This window comes from Geobacillus sp. GHH01 (genome assembly GCF_000336445.1).
GTDB classification, from domain to species: domain Bacteria; phylum Bacillota; class Bacilli; order Bacillales; family Anoxybacillaceae; genus Geobacillus; species Geobacillus zalihae.
The window spans coordinates 1,961,724-1,986,237 of the sequence record NC_020210.1 but is presented as its reverse complement, the minus strand read 5'-3'; the positions used below and the strand labels follow the sequence as shown (position 1 = coordinate 1,986,237).

Here is a 24,514-nt window from a genome sequence, read left to right as displayed (position 1 = left end):
AAACCAGTGCGGATAGCTGACAAAAAATATCGAATAGTCAAAATGGTGGCACAAAACTTGCGAACTACTTTCAATGAACAAATGGTTTGGTCAAAGGGGGATGTACATGACACAGAGCAACTGGATGCCTCTCTTTCACAAAATGCCCGACCTGCTCGCGCCAACGATGGCGAAAGACCATCCGAATCTGCCGGTTGTCAAGGAAGAGGGGTGCTACTATTACGGATTAGATGGAAGGAAATATCTTGATTTTACTTCTGGTATCGCCGTGGCGAATACGGGGCATCGTCATCCAAAGGTCGTGCAGGCCATCAAAGAGGCCGCAGACCGCCTAATGCACGGGCCGAGCGGTGTGATCATGTATGAGTCCATTTTGCGCTTGGCCGAAGAGCTGACGAAAATTTTGCCAGAAGGACTTGACTGCTTCTTTTTTGCCAACAGTGGAACAGAAGCGATCGAAGGTGCGATCAAATTAGCGAAACATGTGACACGGCGGCCATACGTCATTTCATTTACCGGATGTTTTCATGGCCGTTCGTTAGGGGCGCTCAGCGTCAGCACATCGAAAAGCAAATATCGGAAATACTTGCAGCCAAATGGGTTGACGTATCAACTTCCATATGCCAATCCAAAGGATTGTCCAGTTGGGGAGGATCCAGATGTGTATTTTGCCAATAGGCTTGAAAACGACGTGGCTTCTTTGTTTGCCCATCAAGTGACTCCGGAAGAAGTGGCATGCATGATTGTCGAGCCGGTGTTGGGAGAAGGAGGATATATTGTGCCTCCCAAAGGGTGGCTTCACAAGATGAGGGAAATTTGTGATCGCTATGAAATTTTACTTATTTTCGATGAAGTACAGACAGGTTTTGGTCGTACTGGCGAGTGGTTTGCTGCTCAAACATTCGGTGTCACTCCAGACATTATGGCCATTGCCAAGGGCATCGCTTCCGGTCTTCCATTAAGTGCAACAGTGGCTTCGAAAGAATTAATGAAACAGTGGCCGCTCGGCAGCCATGGGACAACCTTTGGAGGCAACCCCATCGCATGCGAGGCGGCGCTGGCGACTTTAGAAGTATTTAGGGAAGAAAAATTGTTAGAAAATTGCAGGGAAGTTGGGGAATACGCGCGAAAAAAACTGGAAGTTTTAAAAAGGAAGCATCCCGTCATTGGAGACGTGCGTTCGATCGGTCTGATGATCGGCATTGAGATCGTCCAGCCGCATACTGGCGAACCGAATGGGGAGGGAGTGATGAATATTTTGAATCGTTGCCTGCAAAAAGGCGTTCTTTTCTATCTATGCGGCAATCAAGGAGAAGTGATTCGCATGATCCCACCGCTGATCGTGACAAAAGAACAGATTGACGAAGGATTAAGCATGCTCGACGAGGCGTTGACCGAATATGAAGCGGAAATCGGTGTGCATTCGTTCGCTTCTGGAAAATGAAAAAAGAGGGGGCACATGTCGATTGCAATTTGGAAATTGGGTGTATTCAGGAACCGATGTCGTGTCTCGTTGAAGGAATGTCTGCCTTTATGAAAGGACCTCGAAGGAGATCGATTTCTGAATTATAAGAGGATGGGGGAATGGTTATGAACGCACTGGATAGTGGGGTTCTCTTATGTTATTTTCTCGTATTGATCGTCGCAGGGATTTTGGGGGCGAAGCGGGCGAAAACCGCCGAAGATTTTGCGTTGGCAGGCCGAAATCTCGGACTATTTGTCTATCTTGGATGTCTGTCTGCTGTGATTTTGGGCGGCGCTTCAACGATTGGGACGGCGAAGTTAGGGTATCAATTTGGGATTTCGGGTATGTGGTTTGTTTTTATGATTGGCTTGGGCATTGCTGTGCTCGGTCTGTTTTTTACAAACCAAATTTACGGCGCCCATGTGACCACGATCAGCGAACTGCTTGGCCGCCGTTACAATCAGGAAACGCGTTTGATCAGCGCGTTGGTTGCCGCGATTTATACGCTGATGGTTTCGGTGACACAAGTCATTGGGATGGGCACCATCATTCATGCTGTTTTAGGTTGGAGCATGACCGTTTCGATGTTAGTCGGCGGGGGGATCGTGCTGTTTTACACGATTCTCGGGGGCATGTGGAGCGTTACGATGACGGACATCATTCAGTTTATCGTCATGACAGTCGGCATTTTCTTCGTAATGCTGCCAATGAGTTTGTCCCATGTCGGCGGATGGACATCGCTTTTGGAGCGATTGCCAGCGTCGCATTTTGATCTGACGTCCATGGGATGGGCAAATATTTTCCAATACTTCTTGCTCTATACGTTAGGAATGGTGGTATCACAAGACATTTGGCAACGGGTGTTTACGGCCAGAACACCGAACATTGCTCGAGGCGGCGCAATATATGCTGGTCTCTACAGCGTTGCTTATGCCGTAGCGTTAAGCGTCATTGGTATGTGCGGGGTGATTGTTTTTCCGAATATGAACGATCCGCAAAACGTATTTGCCAACATGTCATTAGAGATTTTGCCACACGGCTTGTTAGGGCTCATTTTGGCCAGCGTATGTTCTGCTCTCATGTCAACGGCCTCCGGAACATTGCTTGCCTCGTCTACTCTGTTATCGCATGATATTTTGAAGCAATATTGGCTTAAAAATATGAGCGATCGACAGTTTGTCCTTTTGTCCAGAATGATGACGCTAGCGGTTGGGATTGTCGCCATTGTCTTTGCTATTTGGATTCAGGATGTGCTTGTCGCATTGGATGTAGCCTATGCCATTTTGTCAGGCGCCATTTTCGTGCCAGTGGTTCTCGGTTTCTTTTGGAAGCGAGCAACAGCGAAAGCCGGCTTCTATTCGATTGTGATCAGCTCATTGGTCGTTCTCATTGGTTTGGTCGTGGAGGGATTGAGTTCCACCAACCCGATCATGTATGGAATTGGGGTGAGTATCGTTTCGATTGTGGTTTTTTCTTACCTCTTTCCATCCTCCAATCTGAAAGAAGGGAATAAAATGATAGAGGAGCAACAACATGTCCTATAAACGGATCAGAAAAGAGGATTCTAGCAAATTTGCGGCGAAATAAAAAAATGGATTGACACAGGCAATGTTTGGGTTGCGAATACTAGTTTAGGGAAAGGATGGGAACATGGCGGAAAGAAAACAGCTATACATCAACGGTGAATGGCGGGAAGCCAAGTCGTACACTGAGCTGAAATCGCCATACTCACGCGAGACGATTGCCGAAATCCCTGTGGCCACCGAACAAGAAGTCGACGAAGCGATCGCGGCGGCGTACGCCGCGCGGCAAACGATGGCGGCCATGCCAGCGCATGAACGAGCCGCCATTTTAGAGCGGGTCGTCGAGCAGCTGAAAGAGCGGCAGGAAGAAGCGGCGAGGTTGATCGCCTTGGAAGCAGCCAAACCGATCACCACGGCGAAAGGGGAAGTCGCCCGCACGATCCAAACGTACAAATTCGCCGCCGAAGAAGCCAAACGCATTCATGGGGAAACACTGCCGCTCGACGCGGCGCCGGGCGGGGAAAATCGCATCGCCTTGACGGTCCGCGAGCCGATCGGCGTCATCGGGGCGATTACGCCGTTTAACTTCCCGATGAACTTGGTCGCCCATAAACTTGGCCCGGCCATCGCCTCGGGCAACACAGTTGTGTTAAAACCAGCCAGCCAAACGCCGCTGTCCGCCTATTTTATCGCCGAATTGTTCGAAAAAGCCGGTTTGCCGAAAGGGGCGCTCAACGTCGTCACCGGAAGCGGCCGCACGGTCGGCGACAAAATCGTCACCGACCCGCGCATCAGCATGATCACCTTCACCGGCAGCCCGGAAGTCGGCATCGCGATCCGCAATAAAGCAGGCTTAAAGCGGGTGACGCTCGAGCTCGGCTCCAACTCGGCCGTGATCGTCGACGAGCAGGTCGATATTGACCGCATCATCCCGCGCTGCGTATTTGGCGCGTTCACGTTCCAAGGACAAGTATGTATTTCGCTCCAGCGCGTCTATGTCCATGAAAAGCGCTATGACGAGTTCGTCGAAAAATTTGTCGCCGCCGCGAAACAGTTGAAAACAGGCGACCCGTTGGATCCAACCACCGATGTATCCGCCTTGATTACGCCAAACGATGTCGACCGGGCGCTCTCTTGGATCGAAGAGGCAAAACAAGGCGGCGCCAACGTCGTCCTCGGCGGCGAGCGCGACGGCAATATCTTGCTTCCGACGGTCATTGTGGACGCCGAACCGACGATGAAAGTGTCTTGCCAAGAAGTGTTCGCCCCGATCGTCTTGATCAACCGCGTCCGTTCGATCGATGAAGCCATTGAACTTGTCAATGACTCGCGCTACGGCTTGCAGGCGGGCATCTACACCGACAACGTCCATACCGCGTGGAAAGCGGCGAAACAACTGCACGTTGGCGGCGTGTTGATTAACGACATCCCAACGTTCCGCGTTGACCATATGCCGTACGGCGGCGTGAAAGAAAGCGGGTTTGGCCGCGAAGGGATTCGCTATGCGATCGAGGAAATGACGGAGTTGAAATTGATTATTTTTAACCAGAATTAAGCGGGATGAGAAGAGGTTGGAGTAAAGTTTATTCCTAAAATTCTAGAAGAATGGTTGCGCAGCCTTGGAGAGAGTGGCACTCCAAGGCTGTATGTTTAAGCGTGCTTTTCCAAAATATATCCCCAACGGTTCGAGGCGAGAACAGACAGGTGGTATTTATGCTCGAGCTGTTTGCTGAACCATGCTTTTTTCACGAGAAGCAGGCTTCGGCTTGTATGCAAGAACGTTTTCAGCCCTCCGTGCCGAGGTTTGAGGTCATTCGCAAGCTCTGCTGTCAAGACCGCATTTTGCGGCCAGCGACCCTTCTCGTGCAACGGATGGTACATAAACAGTTCGTATCCATGAACAGGCATTTGGGCGGTCTGCTGAAGCAATGCCAGTTCGAAATTTGGCTTGGGATGATGGATATAATGTTGAATATTCGTTTCGTAAAACGATGTGACGAACAACAGTCCAGTCAGCAACACTCCCCGCGCTCCCCACGTTCCTTTTCTCCATAATTGACTTGCGCAAATGCCAATCAATATGCAAAGCGGCGGATAGACAGGGAGGATGTACCATCTGATTTTCGTCTTAGCTATGGTAAACATGAGAAGCGGGACGCAAATCCAAAGCAAAATCCCGATCACATCTTCTTTCAATCGATGGTCTGTTCCTTCAAACGCTAAAAGACGAACGCCTTGCATGTAACTGATGACCATGATTCCGACCAAGAGCGCCAGCCACCAAAAGAAAAAATGAACAAGAATGATGCCGTAGTAGGTTTCATCGCCGATATGACCTTCAATGGGCCGAGTGGAGCGCAACAACAAGTCATATCCGATCATTTGTTTAAAAAAACTGAATCCATCATAGTGATAGCGGGCAAAAGCCCAAGCGAGCACAGGAACAACGAAGGTGAGCGCTGCCCTCCACCATGCGCGCCAGCGTCCTGACTCCCACTGCCTAGTGATGAGAAAATATAAGACCATGATCAACAGAATGTTCCCCGCATGCCAACTTTTCGTTAAAAAAGCAAGTGAACAGGCAAGGCCCGCTGCATACAACCATCGCGTCTGCCGTCTGGCGGCCAGCAAAGAAAGGATGGATAACGTAAAGAAGAATACAAAGAGCGAATCCGCATCTCCTGTGCGAGCGCAATGGTTGAGAAGATATTGGGTGCTAGTAGACAAGGCAAGCAATGAGACGATCGCGGCCATGCTTCCAAACCGTTTTTTCACAAATAGCGCAATGGCAACGGCCGTGAGCGTAGCGCAAATGCCAGACATCAGCCGCAAACCAAGCGCGTTCATCCCAACGAGTTTATAGCCAATCATGATCGCCCAGTAGCTAACAGGAGGCTTTAAATTCCAGTAATCAGGATGCCCAAGGTATGTGTTGACGATCAAGTTTCCATGCCTCAGCATTTCGTATGCATTGACGCCATGACGCGCTTCGTCCCAGCTTGAAATCGGGAATGTTCCTAGATGATAAAAGACGTTGTAGACCATCATCGAGAAGATCAACGCCGCCGCTAGATAAAACGAGATGTTTCGTACACTTGGATTTCTCATGCGATCCACTCCTTTATCGGCACGCTGTGCTTCGAAAAAAAGCAACACCGACATAGAAGCTATTACAAGTAGATGAAGATGTCAAGCATGGATGTGTTGGAGAACATGATATTTTTGCCGCCAACAAGGAAAAAACCATCTTCATGGCGAATGAAAAGAAATGAATCATCATTCAGAGGAGGAGAGCCATGGAAACGGTTGTGCTGACATTTGACCAAAACAAAGCGATATTGGAACTGAACCGCCCGCAGGCGTTAAATGCTATGGATGTGCAAATGCTAACGGAACTCGTCGACGCGCTGCGGAAAATCAAGGAAAGTGATGCTTCCGTTGTCGTCATCCGCGGCAAAGGGAGAGGATTTTCTGCGGGCGGCGACATTAAGACAATGCTGGCGGTTGATGACCCGAGCCAATTTCAAACCGTGATGAAAACGATTCAGGAGATGATCATGCTCTTGTATACGATGCCGAAAATCACCGTTTCGCTCATCCATGGCCCAGCGGCCGGCCTTGGGTTCAGCTTTGCCTTGGCGAGCGATTGCCTCATCGCCACGAAAGAAGCACGCTTGGCGATGAATTTCATCGGCATCGGTCTCGTCCCTGACGGCGGCGGGCATTTCTTCCTGGCCCAGCGGGTCGGCACGGCGAAAGCCAAACAGATCATTTGGGAAGGAAAACCGATGAGCGCGGACGAAGCGCAGCAGCTCGGGCTGATTGACTTCATCGTCGAAGATGAACAACAGGCGGAACAAGCAATCGCTTCCTTGCAAGAAAAACCGCTTCAAGCCATGATCGCCACGAAAATGTTGTACGTCGAACAAACAAAAGAAGAGTTGCTTCGCGTGCTCGAACTCGAAACCGACGCCCAACAGCGCATGCGGCAAACCGAAGACCACCGCGAAGGCGTCCGCGCCTTTTTAGAAAAGCGGAAGCCGGTGTTTCGGGGGAGGTAGGGAAGAGAACGGCTTCTGCCAGGGGGTAGAAGCCGTTTTAAGCAAGGTTGATGGTTACTTAAGAGTCAGTTACGTTGAAATACGATTTCCCCGTTGATCATGGTCAGTTCCACGCTTTCGCGCAAGTCAAAGGGGTCGCCGCTCCAAATGACGATATCGGCGTCTTTTCCAACTTCGATCGAGCCTACACGGTCTTCGATGCCTAAATGTTTTGCCGCGTTTAATGTAATGGCTTGAAGAGCTAAAGACTCCTCCAACCCATGCTTCACAGCGAGAATGGCGCTCGTCATCAAATGTTCAATGCCGACAACCGGGTGGTCGGTCGTAATCGAGAAAGAGACGCCGGCGTCCCGCAAAGCAAGGAGCGTATGCCATCCTTTATCCGCGAGCTCCACTTTTGATCGGGATGACATGGTTGGGCCGACAGAGACACGGACCCCATTCTCGGCAATATAATTGGCGATATGATGCCCCTCGGTGCAATGTTCGATCGTATAGCGGAAACCAAACTCCTTCGCTAAGCGAATCACTGTCATGATGTCATCGGCGCGATGTGCATGAGCGCGCAGTGGAATTTCTCTTTTCAATACTTTCGCTAAATTTTCCAGTTTCAAATCCCGCTCGACTTCTTTGCCGCTTTCGATTTTTTGCAAGTACGTTTGCGCTTGAATGAACTGCTCGCGGAATAAAGCGGCAATCCCCATTCTTGTTGTCGGTAGTTTTCCTTTTTCCCCATACACCCGTTTCGGGTTTTCTCCAAAAGCGGCTTTCATTCCTGAAGGATGTCGGACCACCATTTCATCAACGGTTTGCCCAGCGGTTTTGATGACTGCCATTTCTCCGCCAATTACGTTGGCGCTTCCGGGCATGACTTGCACCGTTGTTACTCCTGCTTTTCTCGCATCCTCAAATCCTTTATCTTTTGGGTTAATTCCATCGATTGCCCGAACGTGTGGGGTCGTTGGGTTGCTCGTTTCATTGAAATCGTGTCCCTCTTTACCAATCCCTTCCTCGTGTATACCAAGGTGAGTATGAACGTCAATCAACCCAGGTGTAATGAATTTGCCTGAGGCATCGATCATGTTCACTTGATCGGAGGAGACATCCGGCAGCTCGGTTGCCACAGTTTTGATTTTTCCGTTCTTAATGACAATGTGCGCCGATTCCATTCTTTGTCCGTTTCCTACTAGTACTGTTCCTCCGGAAATGACAGTCACCATATGGATTTCCTCCCCCTCTGGAAATATTTCTTCTTAAAATATTTTGGAAAATACAAACGGGCTATTGAATATTTTGTTAATTGTGATTATAATAAAAAATCAAATAGTCCTAATTAAGATATTAAAACAAGTTTTTTGTGCTGTAAATAACCAATTTTATTTCTTATTTGTATCTATTTTCGTTATTAAAATTCCATAACGGTATAGAAAAGGGGAAATTATGAAGTACGAAATCGATGATCTGGATCGACAAATCATTAAACTGTTATCTCGGGATGGTAGGATGTCTTTTACAGAAATTTCCAATAATTTGAATGTTACGGAAAAAACAGTGCGGATGAGGTACAAAAATTTAATCGATCATGGGATTCTCGAAGTGGTGGGAGTCGTGAATCCAATAGCTCTTGGGATTCGCGCAGGGGCGATCATTCGTTTAAAAACGGAAGCGAACAAGTTAATGGATGTGATTGAACAGCTGAAGAAAATAAAAGAAGTTCGCTATATTACGTTAACTTCTGGAAGCTACCAACTTTTAATCCAAATTGCAGTGCCCAGTCAAGATGAAATCACTGAAGTAGTAAAAATGCTAAATGGTGTACACGGGATTCTTGAAATGGATACGATCGTACAGCTCGAAGTATATAAAAACACGTTTGATTATATTTAAAATCGTTAGCTGTTTATAAATTGAAAAAGAAGGGGTGTTGTTGCTATGAAAATTTTTATTTCAGCCGATATGGAAGGGATCTCTGGTGTGGCAACCAACCAACAATTAAAAACGAACAGTGAATACCAGCGGTTCCGTAAGCTCATGACTCAGGACGTCAATGCAGCGATTGAGGGTGCTTTTTTAGGAGGAGCGACGGAAGTAGTGGTTGCTGATGGCCATGGCAATATGTCCAACATCCTGATCGAGGAATTGGATCCGCGGGCGCGCCTTGTCTCTGGGAACAATCGCGTGATGTGTCAGCTCGAGGGGCTTGATGATAGCTTTGACGGGATTATGTTTGTTGGCCATCATGGACGCGAAGGTGGATCGGAAAGGACCGTAATCAGTCATAGTTTGGCCGGCATCTGTGTGAATGAGATCAAGATTAATGGCCGTGTTGTTGGGGAAACAGAGATGAATGCGTTTGTTGCAGGTTATTACAACGTACCGGCCATTTTTATCTCGGGTGATGATGCTTATGTGAAAGAAGTGCTTGAAACGTTGCCTCACGTTGAAGCGGCTGTAGTCAAGCGCGGGATTGACCGCTTTGCGGCGGAGTTGCTTCACCCGACAAAAGCGCATGAGTTAATTAGAGAAAAAGCGAAACAGGCCGTACAGAAAGCGAAACAATGCCCTCCGTTGAAACTAGAAGGGCCGGTTACCTTTGAAATTGAATTTAAAGGACCAAACCAAGCGATGATGACAACGACATTACCGACAGTGACATTAATCGGCCCGAAAACGATCACGTTTACATGCAATGATATCGTCACTGCCTATAAACATATGTGGGGATGTGTCATTATCGCCATGACGGCGACGAACGGCGTGCTAGGGCATGTGAATGCTTAGAACAAGGGAGGGGAATGACCGTGTACGTCATGAAACGTCTGGTGACAATGGTTGTCACCGTTTGGCTCATCGCCACATTAACTTTTATCATCATGAAATCGATTCCCGGTGATCCATTTGCTTCCGACGCTAATGTGTTGCCTGAAGAAGTATTGCAAAACATTCGGGCGAAATACAACTTGGACAAGCCACTGCCAGTCCAGTATGCATTGTATATGAAAAATTTAATAACGTTTGATTTAGGACCATCGATTCAGTCTGAAACAAGGGACGTAAATACCCTTATCGCAGACGGATTCCCTGTTTCCGCGCTTCTTGGATTGCAAGCGTTGGTGATTGCCGTTGTGTTTGGATTGTTGCTTGGCATTATCGCTGCGCTAAACCATAATAAGCTGCTTGATCATATAGCGATGTTTATTGCCATTGTAGGCATTTCTGTACCAAGTTTTATTTTAGCGCCATTGTTAATCAAATATTTTGCTGTTGAGTGGGGAGTTTTGCCTGTAGCGTCTTGGGGAACATGGGCCCATTCCATCTTGCCGTCGATCGCGTTGGCTGCCACCCCGATGGCAGTGATCGCCCGTTTTATGCGTTCTAGCATGTTGGAAGTGATGCAACAAAACTATATCAAAATGGCAGAGGCAAAAGGGCTATCCCCGATCGCTATTGTCATCAAGCATGGCATACGAAATGCTATTTTACCAGTCATCACATTTATCGGCCCGTTATTTGCTGTTTTAATTACAGGAACATTCGTTATTGAGAAAATTTTCGCTATACCAGGGTTGGGAAAATATTTTGTCGACAGCATCTTTAACCGCGACTATCCAGTTATTTTAGGCACGACGGTTTTCTTCAGCACGATTCTTGTCATTACGTTATTTCTTGTCGATCTATCATATCGCCTAATTGATCCAAGAATTAAGCTGACGAGCGAGGGGGAATGAGCGTGATTTCAGTGAAAGAAGAGGCCGACTTATTTCGTCCCATCGACCGTAGCAAGCTTCAGTCAGATGCCATTCAAAGACCGAGTCTCAGTTTTTGGAAGGAAGCCGGTTTGAAAATCATCAAAAATAAAATGGCGATGTTCGGGGCGTTGCTCTTATTATGCATCGTTATTATGGCCATTATTGGACCTCACTTAGTTCCATATAGTTACGATGATCAAAGTTTAACGAACGGAAATCAACCGCCTTCCAGCAAACATTGGTTTGGAACAGATGATTTAGGGCGAGATATGTGGTCGCGCACATGGTATGGCGCTCGCATATCGTTGACGGTTGGTTTTGTGGCCGCTCTCATCGATTTGGTTATCGGGGTGTTGATTGGTGGCGTCTCAGGATATATGGCAGGAAGAGGAAAACTAGGAGATCGAATCGACAACATTTTAATGAGAATTGTCGAGGTATTGTATGGCATTCCTTACCTATTAGTTGTGATCTTGCTCATGGTTGTGATGGAGCCGGGGTTATGGACGATCATTGTCGCGCTCTCGATCACTGGATGGGTAGGGATGGCCCGAATTATTCGCGGCCAAATTCTTCAGTTAAAGCAACAAGAATACGTTATGGCGGCCCAGAAACTGGGAACGTCTCATGCAAAAATTATTTTCCGACACTTGCTGCCCAACACGTTAGGAATCATTATTGTAAATTTAACGTTTACGATTCCTCAGGCCATTTTTGCTGAATCATTTTTAAGTTTTTTAGGATTAGGCGTACAAGCCCCATTTGCCAGCTGGGGGACGATGGCGAATGATGCTTTGGGGGTCATCTTAAGCGGCCAATGGTGGAGACTGTTTTTTCCGGGTCTCATGATCTCGTTAACCATGTTCGCTTTTAACGTATTTGGAGATGGCTTGCAAGATGCATTAGATCCGAGAAGAAAGTAGGGGGTGATCATTTCAATGGGCCATCTATTGGAAGTAGAACATTTAAAAGTGATATTCCCGATCTACGGTGGGGAAGTGCAAGCCGTTCGAGATGTTTCGTTTTACATTGATCAAGGAGAAGTGGTTGCTATTGTCGGGGAGAGCGGGAGCGGCAAGACCGTGACCGTGCAAACTATTATGGGGTTAATTCCAAGAAAAAATATTAAAGAAGGAAAAATTCTCTTCAACGGAAGAGATCTCACTCATTTATCCAAAAAAGACATGCGAAAATTAAAAGGTTCAGAAATTGGGATGGTTTTCCAAGATCCAATGACTTCATTAAACCCAACGATGAAGATCGGCAAACAGATTGCAGAAGGGATGCGGAAGCATCAAAAACTATCAAAGATCGAGGCGAAACAAAAGGCAGTCGATCTGTTGAGGCTAGTAGGGATTCCGAACGCGGAAGAAAGATATCACCAATATCCCCATGAGTTCAGCGGCGGAATGAGGCAGAGAGTAGTGATTGCGATCGCTTTAGCCTGCAATCCCAAACTACTTATTGCTGATGAACCGACGACGGCATTGGACGTAACGATCCAAGCGCAAATTCTCCATTTAATGAAAGAGCTGCAGCAAAAGATGGGCACGTCGATCATTTTAATTACCCATGATTTAGGAGTAGTGGCCGAAATGGCGCAACGGGTGATCGTTATGTATGGCGGGACGGTCGTGGAAACGGGGGATGTTTTCGATATATTTGAAAACCCCAAACATCCGTATACATGGGGGCTGTTGCAATCGATTCCGAATTTGCACGAAAAGGAAAAAAGACGTTTAGTGCCGATCGAAGGGGCACCTCCCGACCTTTTTTCACCGCCAAAAGGCTGTCCGTTTGCTCCGCGTTGCCAATATGCAATGGAAATTTGTGTTAAAAAAAGCCCTCAGGAGTTCGTTATTTCCGAAGGACATACAGCGAGATGCTGGCTGAATGATCCGAGAGCTCCAAAGGTGGAACCACTGGTTGCAACGGGGAGGGAGCAGTGAATGTCCGAAGAGATTTTGCAGGTGGAGAACGTAAAAAAATATTTTCGGATTGGCCCGAATCAAACGGTAAAATCGGTCGATGACATTTCGTTTTCGATTCGCAAAGGGGAAACATTTGGATTAGTGGGAGAAAGTGGAAGTGGAAAATCGACGTTAGGGAAGATGATTGTAGGCCTCCATGCTCCGACTTCTGGCACGATTCGTTTTGACGGCCATGAGTTGGCGGGTGATTTGGACCGATCGACAAGGAAAAGGTTGAACCGGGAAATGCAGATGATTTTCCAAGATCCTCATGCGTCGTTGAATCCGCGGATGAGGGTTGGCGATATTATTGCGGAAGGTATTGATGCCCATCAGTTAGCGAAAGGAAAAGAACGGCAGGAGATGGTGTACGCTCTTCTTGAAAAAGTAGGATTACATCCGGAACATGCACAGCGGTTCCCCCATGAGTTTAGCGGGGGGCAGAGGCAAAGAATTGGCATTGCCCGTGCGTTGGCGGTTAAACCGAAATTTATTGTTGCCGATGAGCCAATCTCGGCTTTGGACGTGTCGATTCAAGCGCAAGTCGTGAACTTGCTGGATGATTTAAAGCAAGAGGGAAATTTAACCTATTTGTTTATTGCCCATGATTTAGGGATGGTCAAACATATTAGCGATCGGATAGGGGTGATGTACCTTGGCAAGATGATGGAAATTGCAACGAGTTCCGAGCTGTTTGAAGAACCGTTGCATCCTTACACGCAGGCGCTTTTGTCAGCTATACCGATCCCTAGCCCAAGATTGGCGAGAAAAAGGGAAAGAATTGTTCTATCCGGGGATCCGCCGAGTCCCGTCAACCCGCCAAGTGGCTGCAGATTTCGGACGCGATGCCCATATGCCATGGATATTTGCAAGGAAGAGGAGCCAGCTTGGAAGGAAGTCAGAAAAAACCATTGGACAGCTTGTCATTTATATCATCAGTAAAAATATTCAAGGGAGGATCAATCAAGGATGAAAAGAAGTCTTCTAACTGTATTGGTGTTGTTGCTATTCGTTTCAACGGCGCTTGTCGCTTGCAGCAATGAAACGCCGTCAAATGAAGGAAGTGAGGCGGCCAAGAATATTAAGCAGGAAATTACGTTGAATGCAAAGACTGAGCCGCCTAGCTTAGACCCTGCAATCGCATCGGATACGACGTCGGGATGGGTGATCGACCACCTATTTGAAGGATTGTATACGAAAAATCAAAAAGGAGAGCCTGTATTAGGAGCCGCAAGTGATGTAAAAATATCAGAAGATGGAAAAACGTATACGTTTACGATTCGTGAGGATGCAAAATGGTCTGACGGTGATCCAGTCACGGCCTATGACTTTGAATACGCTTGGAAACGTGTGCTTGATCCGAAGACAGGGAGCCCGTTCGCTTTTTATATGTATTACATCAAGGGGGCCGAAGAATATAACAAAGGAAAGGGAAGCGCGGATCAGGTAGGGATTAAGGCGTTGGATGACAAAACATTCCAAGTGGAATTAAAAGCACCGTTGGGATATTTTGATAAATTGCTGACCATGTGGACATTTTATCCAGTGAAAAAATCTCTCGTTGAATCGAACCCGAAATGGGCAGCGGACGCAAAAGGATATGTAAGCAACGGGGCTTATCGTTTGACAGAATGGAAGCATAATAGTGAAGTTGTCATCGAAAAGAATGAACATTATTGGAACAAAGATCAAATTAATATGCAAAAGGTAACATGGAAGATGGTCAATGATGCGACGACATACTATCAAATGTATAAAACAGGGGAGCTTGACTTAATTGACACCTTGCCGACTGACGTCATTGACCAAGAAAAAAATAATAAGGAGTTTAAAATCACTCCATACTTTGGTACGTATATGTTTATGCTGAATGTAGACAAACCACCGTTTACGAACGCAAAAATTCGCCGCGCTTTTGCCATGGCCATTGATCGGGAGGCAATTGTCAAAAATATTACCAAATCTGGTGAAAAACCGGCTTATGCCTTCGTACCATACGGTGTCAATACTCCGAAAGGCGATTTCCGAGAAGTGGGCGGTTCTTATTTTGAAGAGAACGTCAAAGAAGCGAAACAGTTATTGGAAGAAGGTATGAAGGAAGAAGGATGGACAAAGCTTCCAGAAGTCACGCTAATGTATAATACCGCCGAGAACCATAAAAAAATTGCTGAAGCTGTTCAAGAAATGTTGAAAACGAACCTTGGCGTGAAAGTGAAACTGGCCAACCAAGAATGGAAAACATACTTGGAAACGACACAGCAATCCAATTTCCAAATGGCCCGCATGGGTTGGATCGGTGTGTTTGTTGATCCGACAGTGATTTTGGATTACTACTTAGGCGACAGCCCGAACAACCGCACGAACTGGGTAAACAAGCGATTTGATGATTTGATGGCGAAAGCGAAAGTGGAACAAGATGACCAAAAACGATATGAACTCCTCCATGAAGCGGAAAAAGTACTAATGACGGATCTGCCGTTTATCCCTGTTTATTTCTATTCGCAAAATTATTTAACATCGCCGAATTTTAAAGATATTGTCTATCCCGTCAACCGTTATCCGGACGTGCGCTGGGCGAAAAAAGTAGCAGAGTAGGATAAAGAAGGGGAAGAATTATCCTGATTATGGATAATTCTTCCCTTTTACTCCATGAGGAGGGGGATCATGACGCCGTACTTTATGGCTAGTTTTTGTACGGTCATTGTTTTGTTATGCGTGAAACAGTTTTATGATGAGACGAGCATGCTTGTTTTCGTTAACGATTGCTTTTTGTTGGGCCTTGTTTTATTGGTGGCAGGAGCGGCTTTGTTTATCTATCAGACCGGCTTTTTCCGTCCGTTTTTCGAAGGTTTCCAGCGATTGTATCGATGGATCGTGCCGAAACCAAAGATGTTGATTCGCGAAGAAGAGAAGTTGACAAACGATATTTGGCTGAACGATTGGAAAAGTCGAATAACAACTCGCATCAAAACGGTTTTGCTTGGCACAGGCACGGGTTGTCTATTCATATCTTTGACTTATTTGTTTTTCTACTATTTAAACAGCAACGTTTAGCGTTGGGAGGAAAATTCAATGAAAAAGCTTTTATTGACGGGCTTTGAACCTTTTTTGGAATTTCCCATTAATCCAACGGAACGAATTGTAAGGGAATTGGACGGAAAGGGAATAGGAAAATATTGGGTTTATGGCCGTGTTCTTCCGGTCGACTTTTCACAGTCATCCTTGTGTTGCTTAGAGTACTTAGAACAAATCCAACCCGATGTCGTCATGTCTCTCGGCCTCGCCGCCGAGCGTACAAAAATCACCCCAGAACGAGTGGCGATCAATTGTCAAGACGGAGGGCCGGATAATCGCGGCATGCGGGTGCAAGATGATCTGATTGTCGAAGATGGGCCTGCGGCCTATTTCTCGACCTTGCCGATCCGCCGACTTGTCAACGTCTTGAATGAGCGGGGTTATCCTGCGCAAATCTCTAATACAGCGGGAACGTATTTGTGCAACCATGTCATGTATTCTGTCTTGCATAAAGTAAGTACTGAAAATTTATCCGTGCAGGCTGGCTTTGTCCACCTTCCCGCCTCGCACGAGCTTGCTGTTCAGCGGCCGACTTTCCCGAGTTGGTCGTACAAGGATTTGCGGGATGCGGTGATGTTGATGATTGAAGAGTTAGAGTAGTTCGTTGTTTGTCTCCGTCCCTTTTTCATTAGGGGAGTTCTCTCTAATCCCCGATGAAGAAGGGATTTTTTGTGCAAAAAAGCCCCTAATTATTTTAGCTAATTCCTTTGATACATTTTAGAAGAAAGTAAGAGAATAGGGTTGTCCTGCTGTCTAATCCAGTGAATTTTGTGGATGAAATGTTGTTGAAATTGGAGAAATAGATACGGACAAATAAAAACTGCTATAATAAAATTAATTTGTATCTCATTATTTTATCATTGAGGTGGACTATGAAGGAGAAAACGCTGCCGAAATATCTGCAATTAAAACAAGAAATTTTATCTTGGATCATTTCCGGACAAATGAAGCCGGATGAGAAAATTCCGACCGAGCATGAGATCGCCAACCAGTTTCAACTAAGCCGACATACCGTTCGGCAAGCGCTCGGGGAACTCGAGAAGGAAGGATGGCTGTACAAAATCCAAGGGAGCGGCACATTTGTGTCCCGACCGAAGCCGAAAGAACAGGTGGATACGAAAACGATCGGAATCGTAACGACCTATATTTCCGATTATATTTTTCCCCATATCGTCCGAGGAGCGGAGGAGACGCTACGGGAAAAAGGATACCGTCTTTTGCTTGCCAGCACGAATAACGACAAACAGAGAGAGAAAGAACAGCTTGAGGAGATGATCCGGGAGCCGTTGAGCGGGCTGATCATCGAGCCGACCAAAAGTGCGCAAGGGAATCCGAACCTTGGCTATTACTTGTCGCTCAACAACCTTCACATCCCGTACGTTATGATTAACGCCCGTTATTTGGAAGTGAGCTGTCCATGCGTGAAAATGGACGATGAGCAGGGAGGATTTTTATTGACCGATCATCTCATTCGTTTAGGGCATCGCCGAATTGCTGGTTTCTTTAAAACTGACGATTTGCAAGGGGTGGATCGTTTGCGCGGCTTTATTCGCGCCCATCAGCAACACGAGGTGCCTGTGGCCACGGAGTATCTTCTTTCCTACGCAACAGAGGAGAAATGGACAAAGCCGCTTGAGGTGGCGCGGGAGTTTTTGCAGCGGCCGAAAGAGGAGCGCCCGACAGCCTTTGTGTGCTACAACGATGAGCTGGCGATTTTGCTTCTTGAAGTCATTCGCCAACAAGGGCTGTCAGTCCCCGATGATCTTTCGATTGTAGGGTTTGATGACTCGACGTTTGCGACAGCGACAGAAGTAAAACTGACAACGATCCGCCACCCGAAAACAGAGATGGGCGTCCAAGCGGCTGAAATGCTTGTTCAAATGATTGAGCAACCAGCTGTTGAAAAAGTCAACGATATTGTGTATAAGCCGGAGTTGATTGTCCGGAACTCTACAAGAGAAATTTAAAAATATGTTTGAATTTATTCAAAAACTATAGAAAAATTGTACGTACAATAATATAATGGAGGTGAGGAGTTTTTTTATAGAGGGAGTGGAGGCTGATGCTTGAGAAATTGAAACAAGCCGTATTAGAGGCCAATCTGCAGCTCCCACAATACCGCCTCGTGACATTTACGTGGGGAAATGTGAGCGGGATTGATCGGGAGCGCGGATTGGTTGTCATTAAGCCAAGCGGAGTGGCGTATGACAAGTTGACCATTGATGACATGGTGGTCGTGGATTTGAACGGAAATGTGGTGGAAGGGGGCTTAAAACCGTCGTCGGACACCCCCACCCATCTTTGGTTGTATAAAAAATTTCCGGAAATCGGAGGAATTGTTCATACCCATTCGACTTGGGCGACTGTTTGGGCGCAGGCCGGAAAAGGAATTCCGGCATTAGGGACGACACACGCAGACTATTTCTATGGAGAAATTCCGTGCACCCGGCCGATGACCAATGAAGAAATTCAAGGAGCCTATGAACTAGAAACTGGAAAGGTCATTACGGAAACGTTCCGCTTTCTCGACCCGTTGCAAATGCCAGGTGTTTTGGTGCACGGCCATGGCCCGTTTGCTTGGGGGAAAGATCCAGCGAACGCGGTTCATAATGCCGTTGTCTTGGAAGAAGTGGCGAAAATGGCGGCAAGAACATTCATGCTCAATCCAGATGCACAGCCGATCAGCCAAACGCTGCTTGATCGCCATTATTTGCGCAAGCATGGTGCAAACGCTTACTATGGGCAGTAAAGGGAGGGAGACCGAGATGGGGAAAAAGTACGTCATTGGCATTGACTATGGCACCGAATCGGGACGAGCTGTTCTCGTTGATCTAGAAGGAAACGAAATTGCGGACCATGTCACTCCGTATCCTCACGGAGTCATTGATGAAGTCCTGCCGGAATCGAACGTACAACTCGAGCCAGACTGGGCGCTGCAACACCCTGGTGATTATATCGAAGTGTTGGCGACTGCAGTCCCGGCCGTTTTGCAAAAGTCTGGAGTGAGTCCGTCTGATGTCATCGGGGTGGGGATCGATTTCACGGCTTGCACGATGCTGCCGGTTGATGCTTCTGGCGAGCCGCTTTGTCTAAAGCCAGAATTCAAGAGCCGTCCGCACAGTTGGGTGAAATTGTGGAAGCACCATGCCGCTCAGGATGAGGCGAACTTGCTCAATGAAATTGCGGCCAAACGAGGCGAAGCATTTTTGCCGAGATACGGCGGAAAAATTTCATCCGAATGGATGATTGCGAAAATTTGGCAGATTCTAAACGAAGATCCGGAGATTTACGAACAGACCGACCTTTTTCTTGAGGCGACTGATTGGGTCATTTTCAAAATGACCGGCAATATCGTCCGGAATAGCTGCACGGCGGGCTATAAGTCGATTTGGCATAAACAAGACGGCTATCCAAGCAAGGAGTTTTTCCGGGCGCTCGATCCGCGGCTGGAACACTTGACAGACACGAAACTGCGCGGTCCGATCGTTCCGCTCGGCACGAGAGCAGGCGTGCTGACGAATGAAATGGCGGCCATGATGGGTCTTCTTCCGGGAACAGCCGTCGCCGTCGGAAATGTCGATGCCCATGCGGCCGTACCCGGTGTCGGGGTTGTCGAACCAGGGAAGCTGGTGATGGCGATGGGAACCTCGATTTGCCATATGCTGCTGGGCACAGAAGAAAAATACGTCGAAGGCATGTGCGGCGTTGTGGAAGACGGCATCATTCCAGGATATTTCGGTTACGAAGCCGGCCAGTCGGCGGTGGGGGACATTTTTGCTTGGTATGTGGAGCAAGGCGTTCCGGCTTATGTGAAAGAAGCGGCAGAAAAAGAAGGAGTCAGCGTCCATGAATGGCTTGAGAAGCGTGCCGCTGCCTATCGGCCGGGGGAAACCGGGCTGTTGGCGTTGGACTGGTGGAACGGCAACCGCTCCGTATTGGTCGATACTGATTTAACCGGGCTCATCATTGGCTATACGTTGCTAACGAAACCAGAAGAGATTTACCGTGCGCTGCTTGAGGCAACGGCCTTTGGCACACGCAAAATTATCGATGCTTTCGTTGAAAACGGTGTCAACGTTGACGAATTGTACGCGTGTGGCGGGCTGCCACAAAAAAACAAGCTGCTCATGCAAATTTACGCCGATGTGACGAACCGTGAGATTAAGATCGCGGCATCCAAACATACCCCGGCGGTGGGAGCGGCAATGTTTGCGGCGGTGGCGGCCGGCAAAGAGAACGGCGGTTATGAATCAATCGTTGAGGCGGCGCGAAACATGGGAAAAGTGCGTGAAGAGACGTTCAAACCGATTCCGGAGAATGTGGCAATGTACGAGCAGTTGTATCAAGAATATACGAAATTGCATGACTACTTCGGCCGTGGGGAAAACGATGTCATGAAACGGCTTAAACATTGGAAAGAAACCGCACGGGCAGCAAAAGAATCGGTGACTTTATCGTAAATGGGGAGGGGCAATCATGCTATCATTACGTCCTTATGAATTTTGGTTTGTAACAGGAAGCCAGCATTTATACGGGGAAGAGGCGTTACAACAAGTTGAAGAACACTCAAGAACGATCGTCAACGAATTCAATCGCGATTCGGTGTTCCCGTTCCCGCTCGTTTTTAAATCGGTTGTCACAACGCCAGAAGAAATTCGGACCGTTTGCCTTGAGGCGAATGCGAGCGAGCAATGCGCCGGAGTCATTACCTGGATGCATACGTTCTCGCCAGCGAAGATGTGGATTGGCGGCCTTTTGGAGTTGCGAAAACCGTTATTGCATCTTCACACCCAGTTTAACCGTGATATTCCGTGGGACAGCATCGATATGGACTTTATGAACTTGAACCAATCGGCTCACGGTGATCGGGAATACGGATTTATCGGCGCGAGAATGGGAGTGGCCCGGAAAGTGGTCGTTGGTCATTGGGAAGACCCGGAAGTCCGCGAGCGGCTGGCGAAATGGATGCGGACGGCCGTCGCCTTTGCGGAAAGCCGCAACCTAAAAGTGGCTCGTTTTGGCGACAACATGCGTGAAGTGGCTGTGACGGAAGGGGACAAAGTCGGAGCGCAAATTCAATTCGGCTGGTCGGTCAACGGCTATGGCATCGGGGATTTGGTGCAATACATCCGCGATGTTTCCGAACAAAAAGTGAACGAGTTGCTCGATGAATACGAGGAGCTGTATGACATTGTACCCGCCGGCCGTCAAGATGGACCGGTTCGCGAGTCCATCCGCGAACAGGCTCGGATTGAGCTTGGCTTAAAAGCCTTTTTGCAAGATGGCAACTTCACCGCCTTTACGACGACGTTCGAGGATTTGCATGGCATGAAGCAACTCCCAGGACTCGCCGTTCAGCGGCTCATGGCGGAAGGATACGGCTTCGGCGGCGAGGGCGATTGGAAAACGGCCGCCCTCGTCCGGTTGATGAAAGTGATGGCCGATGGTAAAGGAACATCGTTCATGGAAGACTACACGTACCACTTTGAGCCGGGCAACGAACTGATTCTCGGCGCTCATATGCTCGAAGTATGTCCGACGATCGCGGCAACGCGGCCGCGCATCGAAGTTCATCCGCTTTCGATTGGCGGAAAAGAAGATCCAGCCCGCCTGGTGTTTGATGGCGGCGAGGGCGCAGCGGTCAATGCATCGTTGATTGATTTAGGACACCGCTTCCGTCTCATTGTCAATGAAGTCGATGCGGTGAAACCGGAACACGACATGCCGAAATTGCCGGTCGCCCGTATTTTATGGAAACCACGCCCATCGTTGCGCGATTCGGCTGAAGCATGGATTTTAGCCGGCGGCGCGCATCATACGTGCTTCTCATTTGCGGTTACAACAGAACAATTGCAAGACTTTGCAGAAATGACCGGCATTGAATGCGTCGTGATCAATGAACAGACGTCTGTCTCATCGTTCAAAAATGAATTGAGATGGAATGAAGTGTTTTGGCGGGGGAGATAAGAATTTAGAAAATCGAATGATTTGGCATCCTAGGGCACGGGCTGAGAGCTCGTGTCCCTTCTTGAACCTACACATAACTATATGTTCGTACAATTGTTAAAAATAAATGAATTAAAATTCAAAAAAATATTGACATGTACGAACAAAAAGCGATAATATAAAAACTAGAATACGCTTTCAAGAATAGTTTAATTTCCAAAGCAATCATTATGGGGGTGGTTTTGTACGTACATATAAATTGTTAGTTAGAATTTTTTGTTGTTACTACTGATCTCTGTAATAACTCATGGAAAGGGAGGTTTATTCGTGAGAAAAAAACAGTCAATCATAATGATAATATTACTCACAACATTTTTAATAGTATTAGGAGGATGCAGTTCTAATAATAAAACTGCCCAGGGGGAAGGTGAATCAAAAACTGTAACTCTAAAGTTCATGGGATGGGAGGCTAGCCCATTAGAGACTGAAGCTGTTAAGAAAGGACTCCAAAAGTTTATGGAGGAAAACCCTAACATAAGAGTTCAGTACACACCAATTCCTCAATCTCAATATAGCTCAAAATTATTAACCATGTTGGCAGGCAACGCTGCTCCTGATGTATTTTTTCTAGGCTCTGAGGATTACCGGACCTTTCAGAAAAAAGGAGTTCTTCTAGACCTAACCCCTTACTTTAAAGAAGAGTATTCTATTGATGACTTTATACCTTCAGCGGCAAGTATTATGCAGATTGACGGGAAGATTTTTGGTGTAAGTAGCTGTACAGTATCACCCGTCCTTTTTTACAATAAGAAGTTATTCGACGAAGCAGGAATTCCTTATCCTTCTAGCGATCCCCAAAAGGCTTGGACATGGAAGCAATTTGTAGAGGTTGCTAAAAAACTTACTAAAAAGAACGGAGATAAGGTTGAACAGTTTGGAGTGTTTGGACTCGAAAATAACTACATGACGGTGGCTGAATATTTCTCCAATGGTGGGAGTCCATACAATAACAGTTTTACGAAATCAACCTTTAATACCCCGGAGGTAAAACAAGTTTTACAATCTGTTTTAGATTTAAGAGTTAAGTATGGAGTAGCTCCAGAAACGAGTGTATTAGAAAAAATAGGAATGAGACCAACACAAATGTTACAAACAGGTAAAATTGGTATGCTTATTGATGGTTCTTGGTCATTACAGGAACTGGCGTCCATGAAGTTTCCTGTCGGGGTGGCTCCATTACCAAAATTTAAGGAGGCAGTTACTCACGGTCAAGCTCACGTACATGCTGTTTCAGCTAAAACTAAGTATCCTAAAGAAGCCTGGAAGTTGGTTAGTTTTCTTTCCTCTGAAGAGTATCAAATCCAGCTAGTCAAGGAAGGTCTATGGATGCCTAATCGCAAAGCCCTGTATACAAATGAAGGGATCAAAAAATGGTATAATAAGGAAGTGCATCCAGAAGGCTTTGAAAAGATGGTGACATATTTTGAGAATGCTAAGCCTTATCCTAATGCCTTCCTCTCTAATAACAAGATTACCTCCATTATTACTGAGGAATTAGACAAATTCTATTACAACGGTGAGTCGCTAGACAAGGTGGTTGAGAGGATCGATAATCGTTCAAACGAAGAGCTTAGAAAACAAAGAGATTGAATACGAGCGATAGGGCCCTAGTTTTCTCCTAGGGCCTTTCTAAGAAGAGGGGGGTCAAAATGGATACGCAAAATGATATTCAATTATCTATAAAATTAAGGGCATGGAGTAAAAAAAGTATAATTCTGGGGTTATTTCGCAAAGATATTACATGGGCAATTGTTTTATTGTTTCCTAATTTACTTGGTTTTCTATTATTTACATTTTGGCCTATCATAGCTTCCTTTCTACTCAGCTTTACTGAATGGGATTTACTACAGCCGATCAAGTTTGTGGGCTTACAGAACTATATTAACCTATTTCACGATGAAACTTTTAAAAAAGTTTTTTGGAATACACTTTATTTCACCATTGTATCTGTGCCAGTAGGCATTGTTCTATCTTTATTATTAGCAGTAGCTCTCAATCAAGGACTTAGAGGGATAAAATTTTATAGAACTGCTTATTTTCTCCCTGTTATTTCGTCTATGGTGGCCGTAGCCGTAATATGGCAGTGGATCTATAATCCAGAATATGGTGTTTTAAATTATTTTTTGGGTCTATTCGGTATAGAAGGACCAAGTTGGTTAACAAGTACAAAGTGGGCAATGCCTGCAGTTATCATGACTAGTGTATGGAAAAATTTGGGGTTCAATATGTTAGTTTTTTTGGCTGGATTACAGTCTATTCCGGAGAGTTATTATGAAGCTGCGGATATCGATGGAGCAACTTGGTTTAAGAAGTTTTGGAATATAACAGTCCCCCTCCTTTCTCCAACTACTTTCTTTGTATCAGTGATGTCTGTTATAGGGTCTTTTCAGGTGTTCGATTCAGTATTCCTTATGACCCAGGGAGGGCCTGCAAGGTCAACATCCGTTATGGTTCACTATATTTATGAAAATGCATTTCAATTCTTCAAAATGGGTTATGCTAGTGCAATGTCGTATGTTTTATTCTTTATGATCTCAATTGTTACGCTAGTGCAGTTTTGGCATCAGAAGAAGAAATCTGAAATTTATTAAAAAGGTGCGAGAGTTATGAGAAAAAGTATAACTCAAAGGGTATTGGCACATGTGTGTCTTAGTTTAGGGGCAAT

The 24,514-nt window shown here is 46.5% G+C and carries 21 protein-coding genes; 19 read left to right on the top strand and 2 right to left on the bottom strand.

Annotated features, from left to right (window positions below; all coding sequences use genetic code 11):
* The first annotated feature begins 106 nt into the window (after positions 1-106).
* From GHH_RS09720 to GHH_RS09710, 3 genes are all read left to right on the top strand, one after another.
* Positions 107-1,444: an aspartate aminotransferase family protein gene (locus GHH_RS09720; protein ID WP_015375005.1), complete on the top strand. Its 1,338-nt coding sequence runs from the start codon at positions 107-109 to the stop codon at positions 1,442-1,444.
* Positions 1,445-1,590: 146 nt separating this feature from the next.
* Positions 1,591-3,009, top strand: a complete 1,419-nt coding sequence (locus GHH_RS09715; RefSeq protein WP_041470498.1) for a sodium:solute symporter — start codon at positions 1,591-1,593, stop codon at positions 3,007-3,009.
* Positions 3,010-3,115: 106 nt separating this feature from the next.
* Positions 3,116-4,543, top strand: a complete 1,428-nt coding sequence (locus GHH_RS09710; RefSeq protein WP_015375003.1) for an aldehyde dehydrogenase family protein — start codon at positions 3,116-3,118, stop codon at positions 4,541-4,543.
* 95 nt (positions 4,544-4,638) lie between these two features.
* Here the strand turns inward: GHH_RS09710 and GHH_RS09705 are convergent, their stop codons facing one another.
* Positions 4,639-6,096: a glycosyltransferase family 39 protein gene (locus tag GHH_RS09705; protein WP_015375002.1), complete on the bottom strand. Its 1,458-nt coding sequence runs from the start codon at positions 6,094-6,096 to the stop codon at positions 4,639-4,641.
* 188 nt (positions 6,097-6,284) lie between these two features.
* Here GHH_RS09705 and GHH_RS09700 point away from each other — a divergent pair, with 188 nt between their 5' ends.
* Positions 6,285-7,049 (top strand): enoyl-CoA hydratase, encoded by a 765-nt coding sequence (locus GHH_RS09700; RefSeq protein WP_015375001.1) that lies wholly within the window; start codon positions 6,285-6,287, stop codon positions 7,047-7,049.
* A gap of 65 nt (positions 7,050-7,114) precedes the next feature.
* Here the strand turns inward: GHH_RS09700 and GHH_RS09695 are convergent, their stop codons facing one another.
* Positions 7,115-8,269 carry an amidohydrolase gene (locus GHH_RS09695; RefSeq protein WP_013523926.1) on the bottom strand — a complete coding sequence of 385 codons (1,155 nt, stop codon included), beginning with the start codon at positions 8,267-8,269 and terminating at the stop codon, positions 7,115-7,117.
* A 220-nt stretch (positions 8,270-8,489) separates the two neighbouring features.
* On the opposite strand from GHH_RS09695, the gene GHH_RS09690 reads away from it, so the two are divergent.
* The 15 genes from GHH_RS09690 (at position 8,490) to GHH_RS09620 (ending at position 24,440) form a co-directional block, all read left to right on the top strand.
* The gene (locus GHH_RS09690; protein ID WP_013523925.1) at positions 8,490-8,936 is read left to right on the top strand and encodes an Lrp/AsnC family transcriptional regulator; all 447 of its coding nucleotides are present in this window, start codon (positions 8,490-8,492) and stop codon (positions 8,934-8,936) included.
* A 45-nt stretch (positions 8,937-8,981) separates the two neighbouring features.
* Complete coding sequence (locus GHH_RS09685; RefSeq protein WP_013523924.1) at positions 8,982-9,830, top strand: M55 family metallopeptidase; 849 nt, start codon at positions 8,982-8,984, stop codon at positions 9,828-9,830.
* A gap of 20 nt (positions 9,831-9,850) precedes the next feature.
* Positions 9,851-10,777: an ABC transporter permease gene (locus GHH_RS09680; RefSeq protein WP_013523923.1), complete on the top strand. Its 927-nt coding sequence runs from the start codon at positions 9,851-9,853 to the stop codon at positions 10,775-10,777.
* A 2-nt stretch (positions 10,778-10,779) separates the two neighbouring features.
* Positions 10,780-11,721 (top strand): ABC transporter permease, encoded by a 942-nt coding sequence (locus tag GHH_RS09675; protein ID WP_015375000.1) that lies wholly within the window; start codon positions 10,780-10,782, stop codon positions 11,719-11,721.
* A gap of 15 nt (positions 11,722-11,736) precedes the next feature.
* Entirely contained in the window at positions 11,737-12,747 is a 1,011-nt protein-coding gene (locus tag GHH_RS09670; protein WP_013523921.1) for an ABC transporter ATP-binding protein, read from the top strand.
* Positions 12,748-13,710 (top strand): ABC transporter ATP-binding protein, encoded by a 963-nt coding sequence (locus GHH_RS09665; protein WP_013523920.1) that lies wholly within the window; start codon positions 12,748-12,750, stop codon positions 13,708-13,710. It begins immediately after the preceding gene.
* 27 nt (positions 13,711-13,737) lie between these two features.
* Positions 13,738-15,363: a peptide ABC transporter substrate-binding protein gene (locus tag GHH_RS09660; protein WP_013523919.1), complete on the top strand. Its 1,626-nt coding sequence runs from the start codon at positions 13,738-13,740 to the stop codon at positions 15,361-15,363.
* Positions 15,364-15,432: 69 nt separating this feature from the next.
* Entirely contained in the window at positions 15,433-15,822 is a 390-nt protein-coding gene (locus GHH_RS09655; protein ID WP_013523918.1) for a DUF3899 domain-containing protein, read from the top strand.
* An 18-nt stretch (positions 15,823-15,840) separates the two neighbouring features.
* Positions 15,841-16,443 carry a pyroglutamyl-peptidase I gene (locus GHH_RS09650; protein ID WP_013523917.1) on the top strand — a complete coding sequence of 201 codons (603 nt, stop codon included), beginning with the start codon at positions 15,841-15,843 and terminating at the stop codon, positions 16,441-16,443.
* A gap of 272 nt (positions 16,444-16,715) precedes the next feature.
* The gene (locus GHH_RS09645; RefSeq protein WP_015374999.1) at positions 16,716-17,810 is read left to right on the top strand and encodes a GntR family transcriptional regulator; all 1,095 of its coding nucleotides are present in this window, start codon (positions 16,716-16,718) and stop codon (positions 17,808-17,810) included.
* A gap of 95 nt (positions 17,811-17,905) precedes the next feature.
* A complete protein-coding gene (gene araD, locus GHH_RS09640) occupies positions 17,906-18,592 on the top strand; it encodes an L-ribulose-5-phosphate 4-epimerase (RefSeq protein ID WP_015374998.1) in 687 nt (228 codons plus the stop codon).
* Positions 18,593-18,608: 16 nt separating this feature from the next.
* On the top strand, positions 18,609-20,303 hold the full coding sequence (locus GHH_RS09635; protein WP_015374997.1) for a ribulokinase: 1,695 nt from the start codon (positions 18,609-18,611) through the stop codon (positions 20,301-20,303).
* Positions 20,304-20,319: 16 nt separating this feature from the next.
* Complete coding sequence (gene araA, locus GHH_RS09630; protein WP_015374996.1) at positions 20,320-21,810, top strand: L-arabinose isomerase; 1,491 nt, start codon at positions 20,320-20,322, stop codon at positions 21,808-21,810.
* Between the two features lie 306 nt (positions 21,811-22,116).
* Complete coding sequence (locus GHH_RS09625) at positions 22,117-23,439, top strand: sugar ABC transporter substrate-binding protein (protein WP_015374995.1); 1,323 nt, start codon at positions 22,117-22,119, stop codon at positions 23,437-23,439.
* A gap of 122 nt (positions 23,440-23,561) precedes the next feature.
* Positions 23,562-24,440 carry a carbohydrate ABC transporter permease gene (locus tag GHH_RS09620; RefSeq protein ID WP_041470711.1) on the top strand — a complete coding sequence of 293 codons (879 nt, stop codon included), beginning with the start codon at positions 23,562-23,564 and terminating at the stop codon, positions 24,438-24,440.
* Positions 24,441-24,514 lie beyond the last annotated feature (74 nt).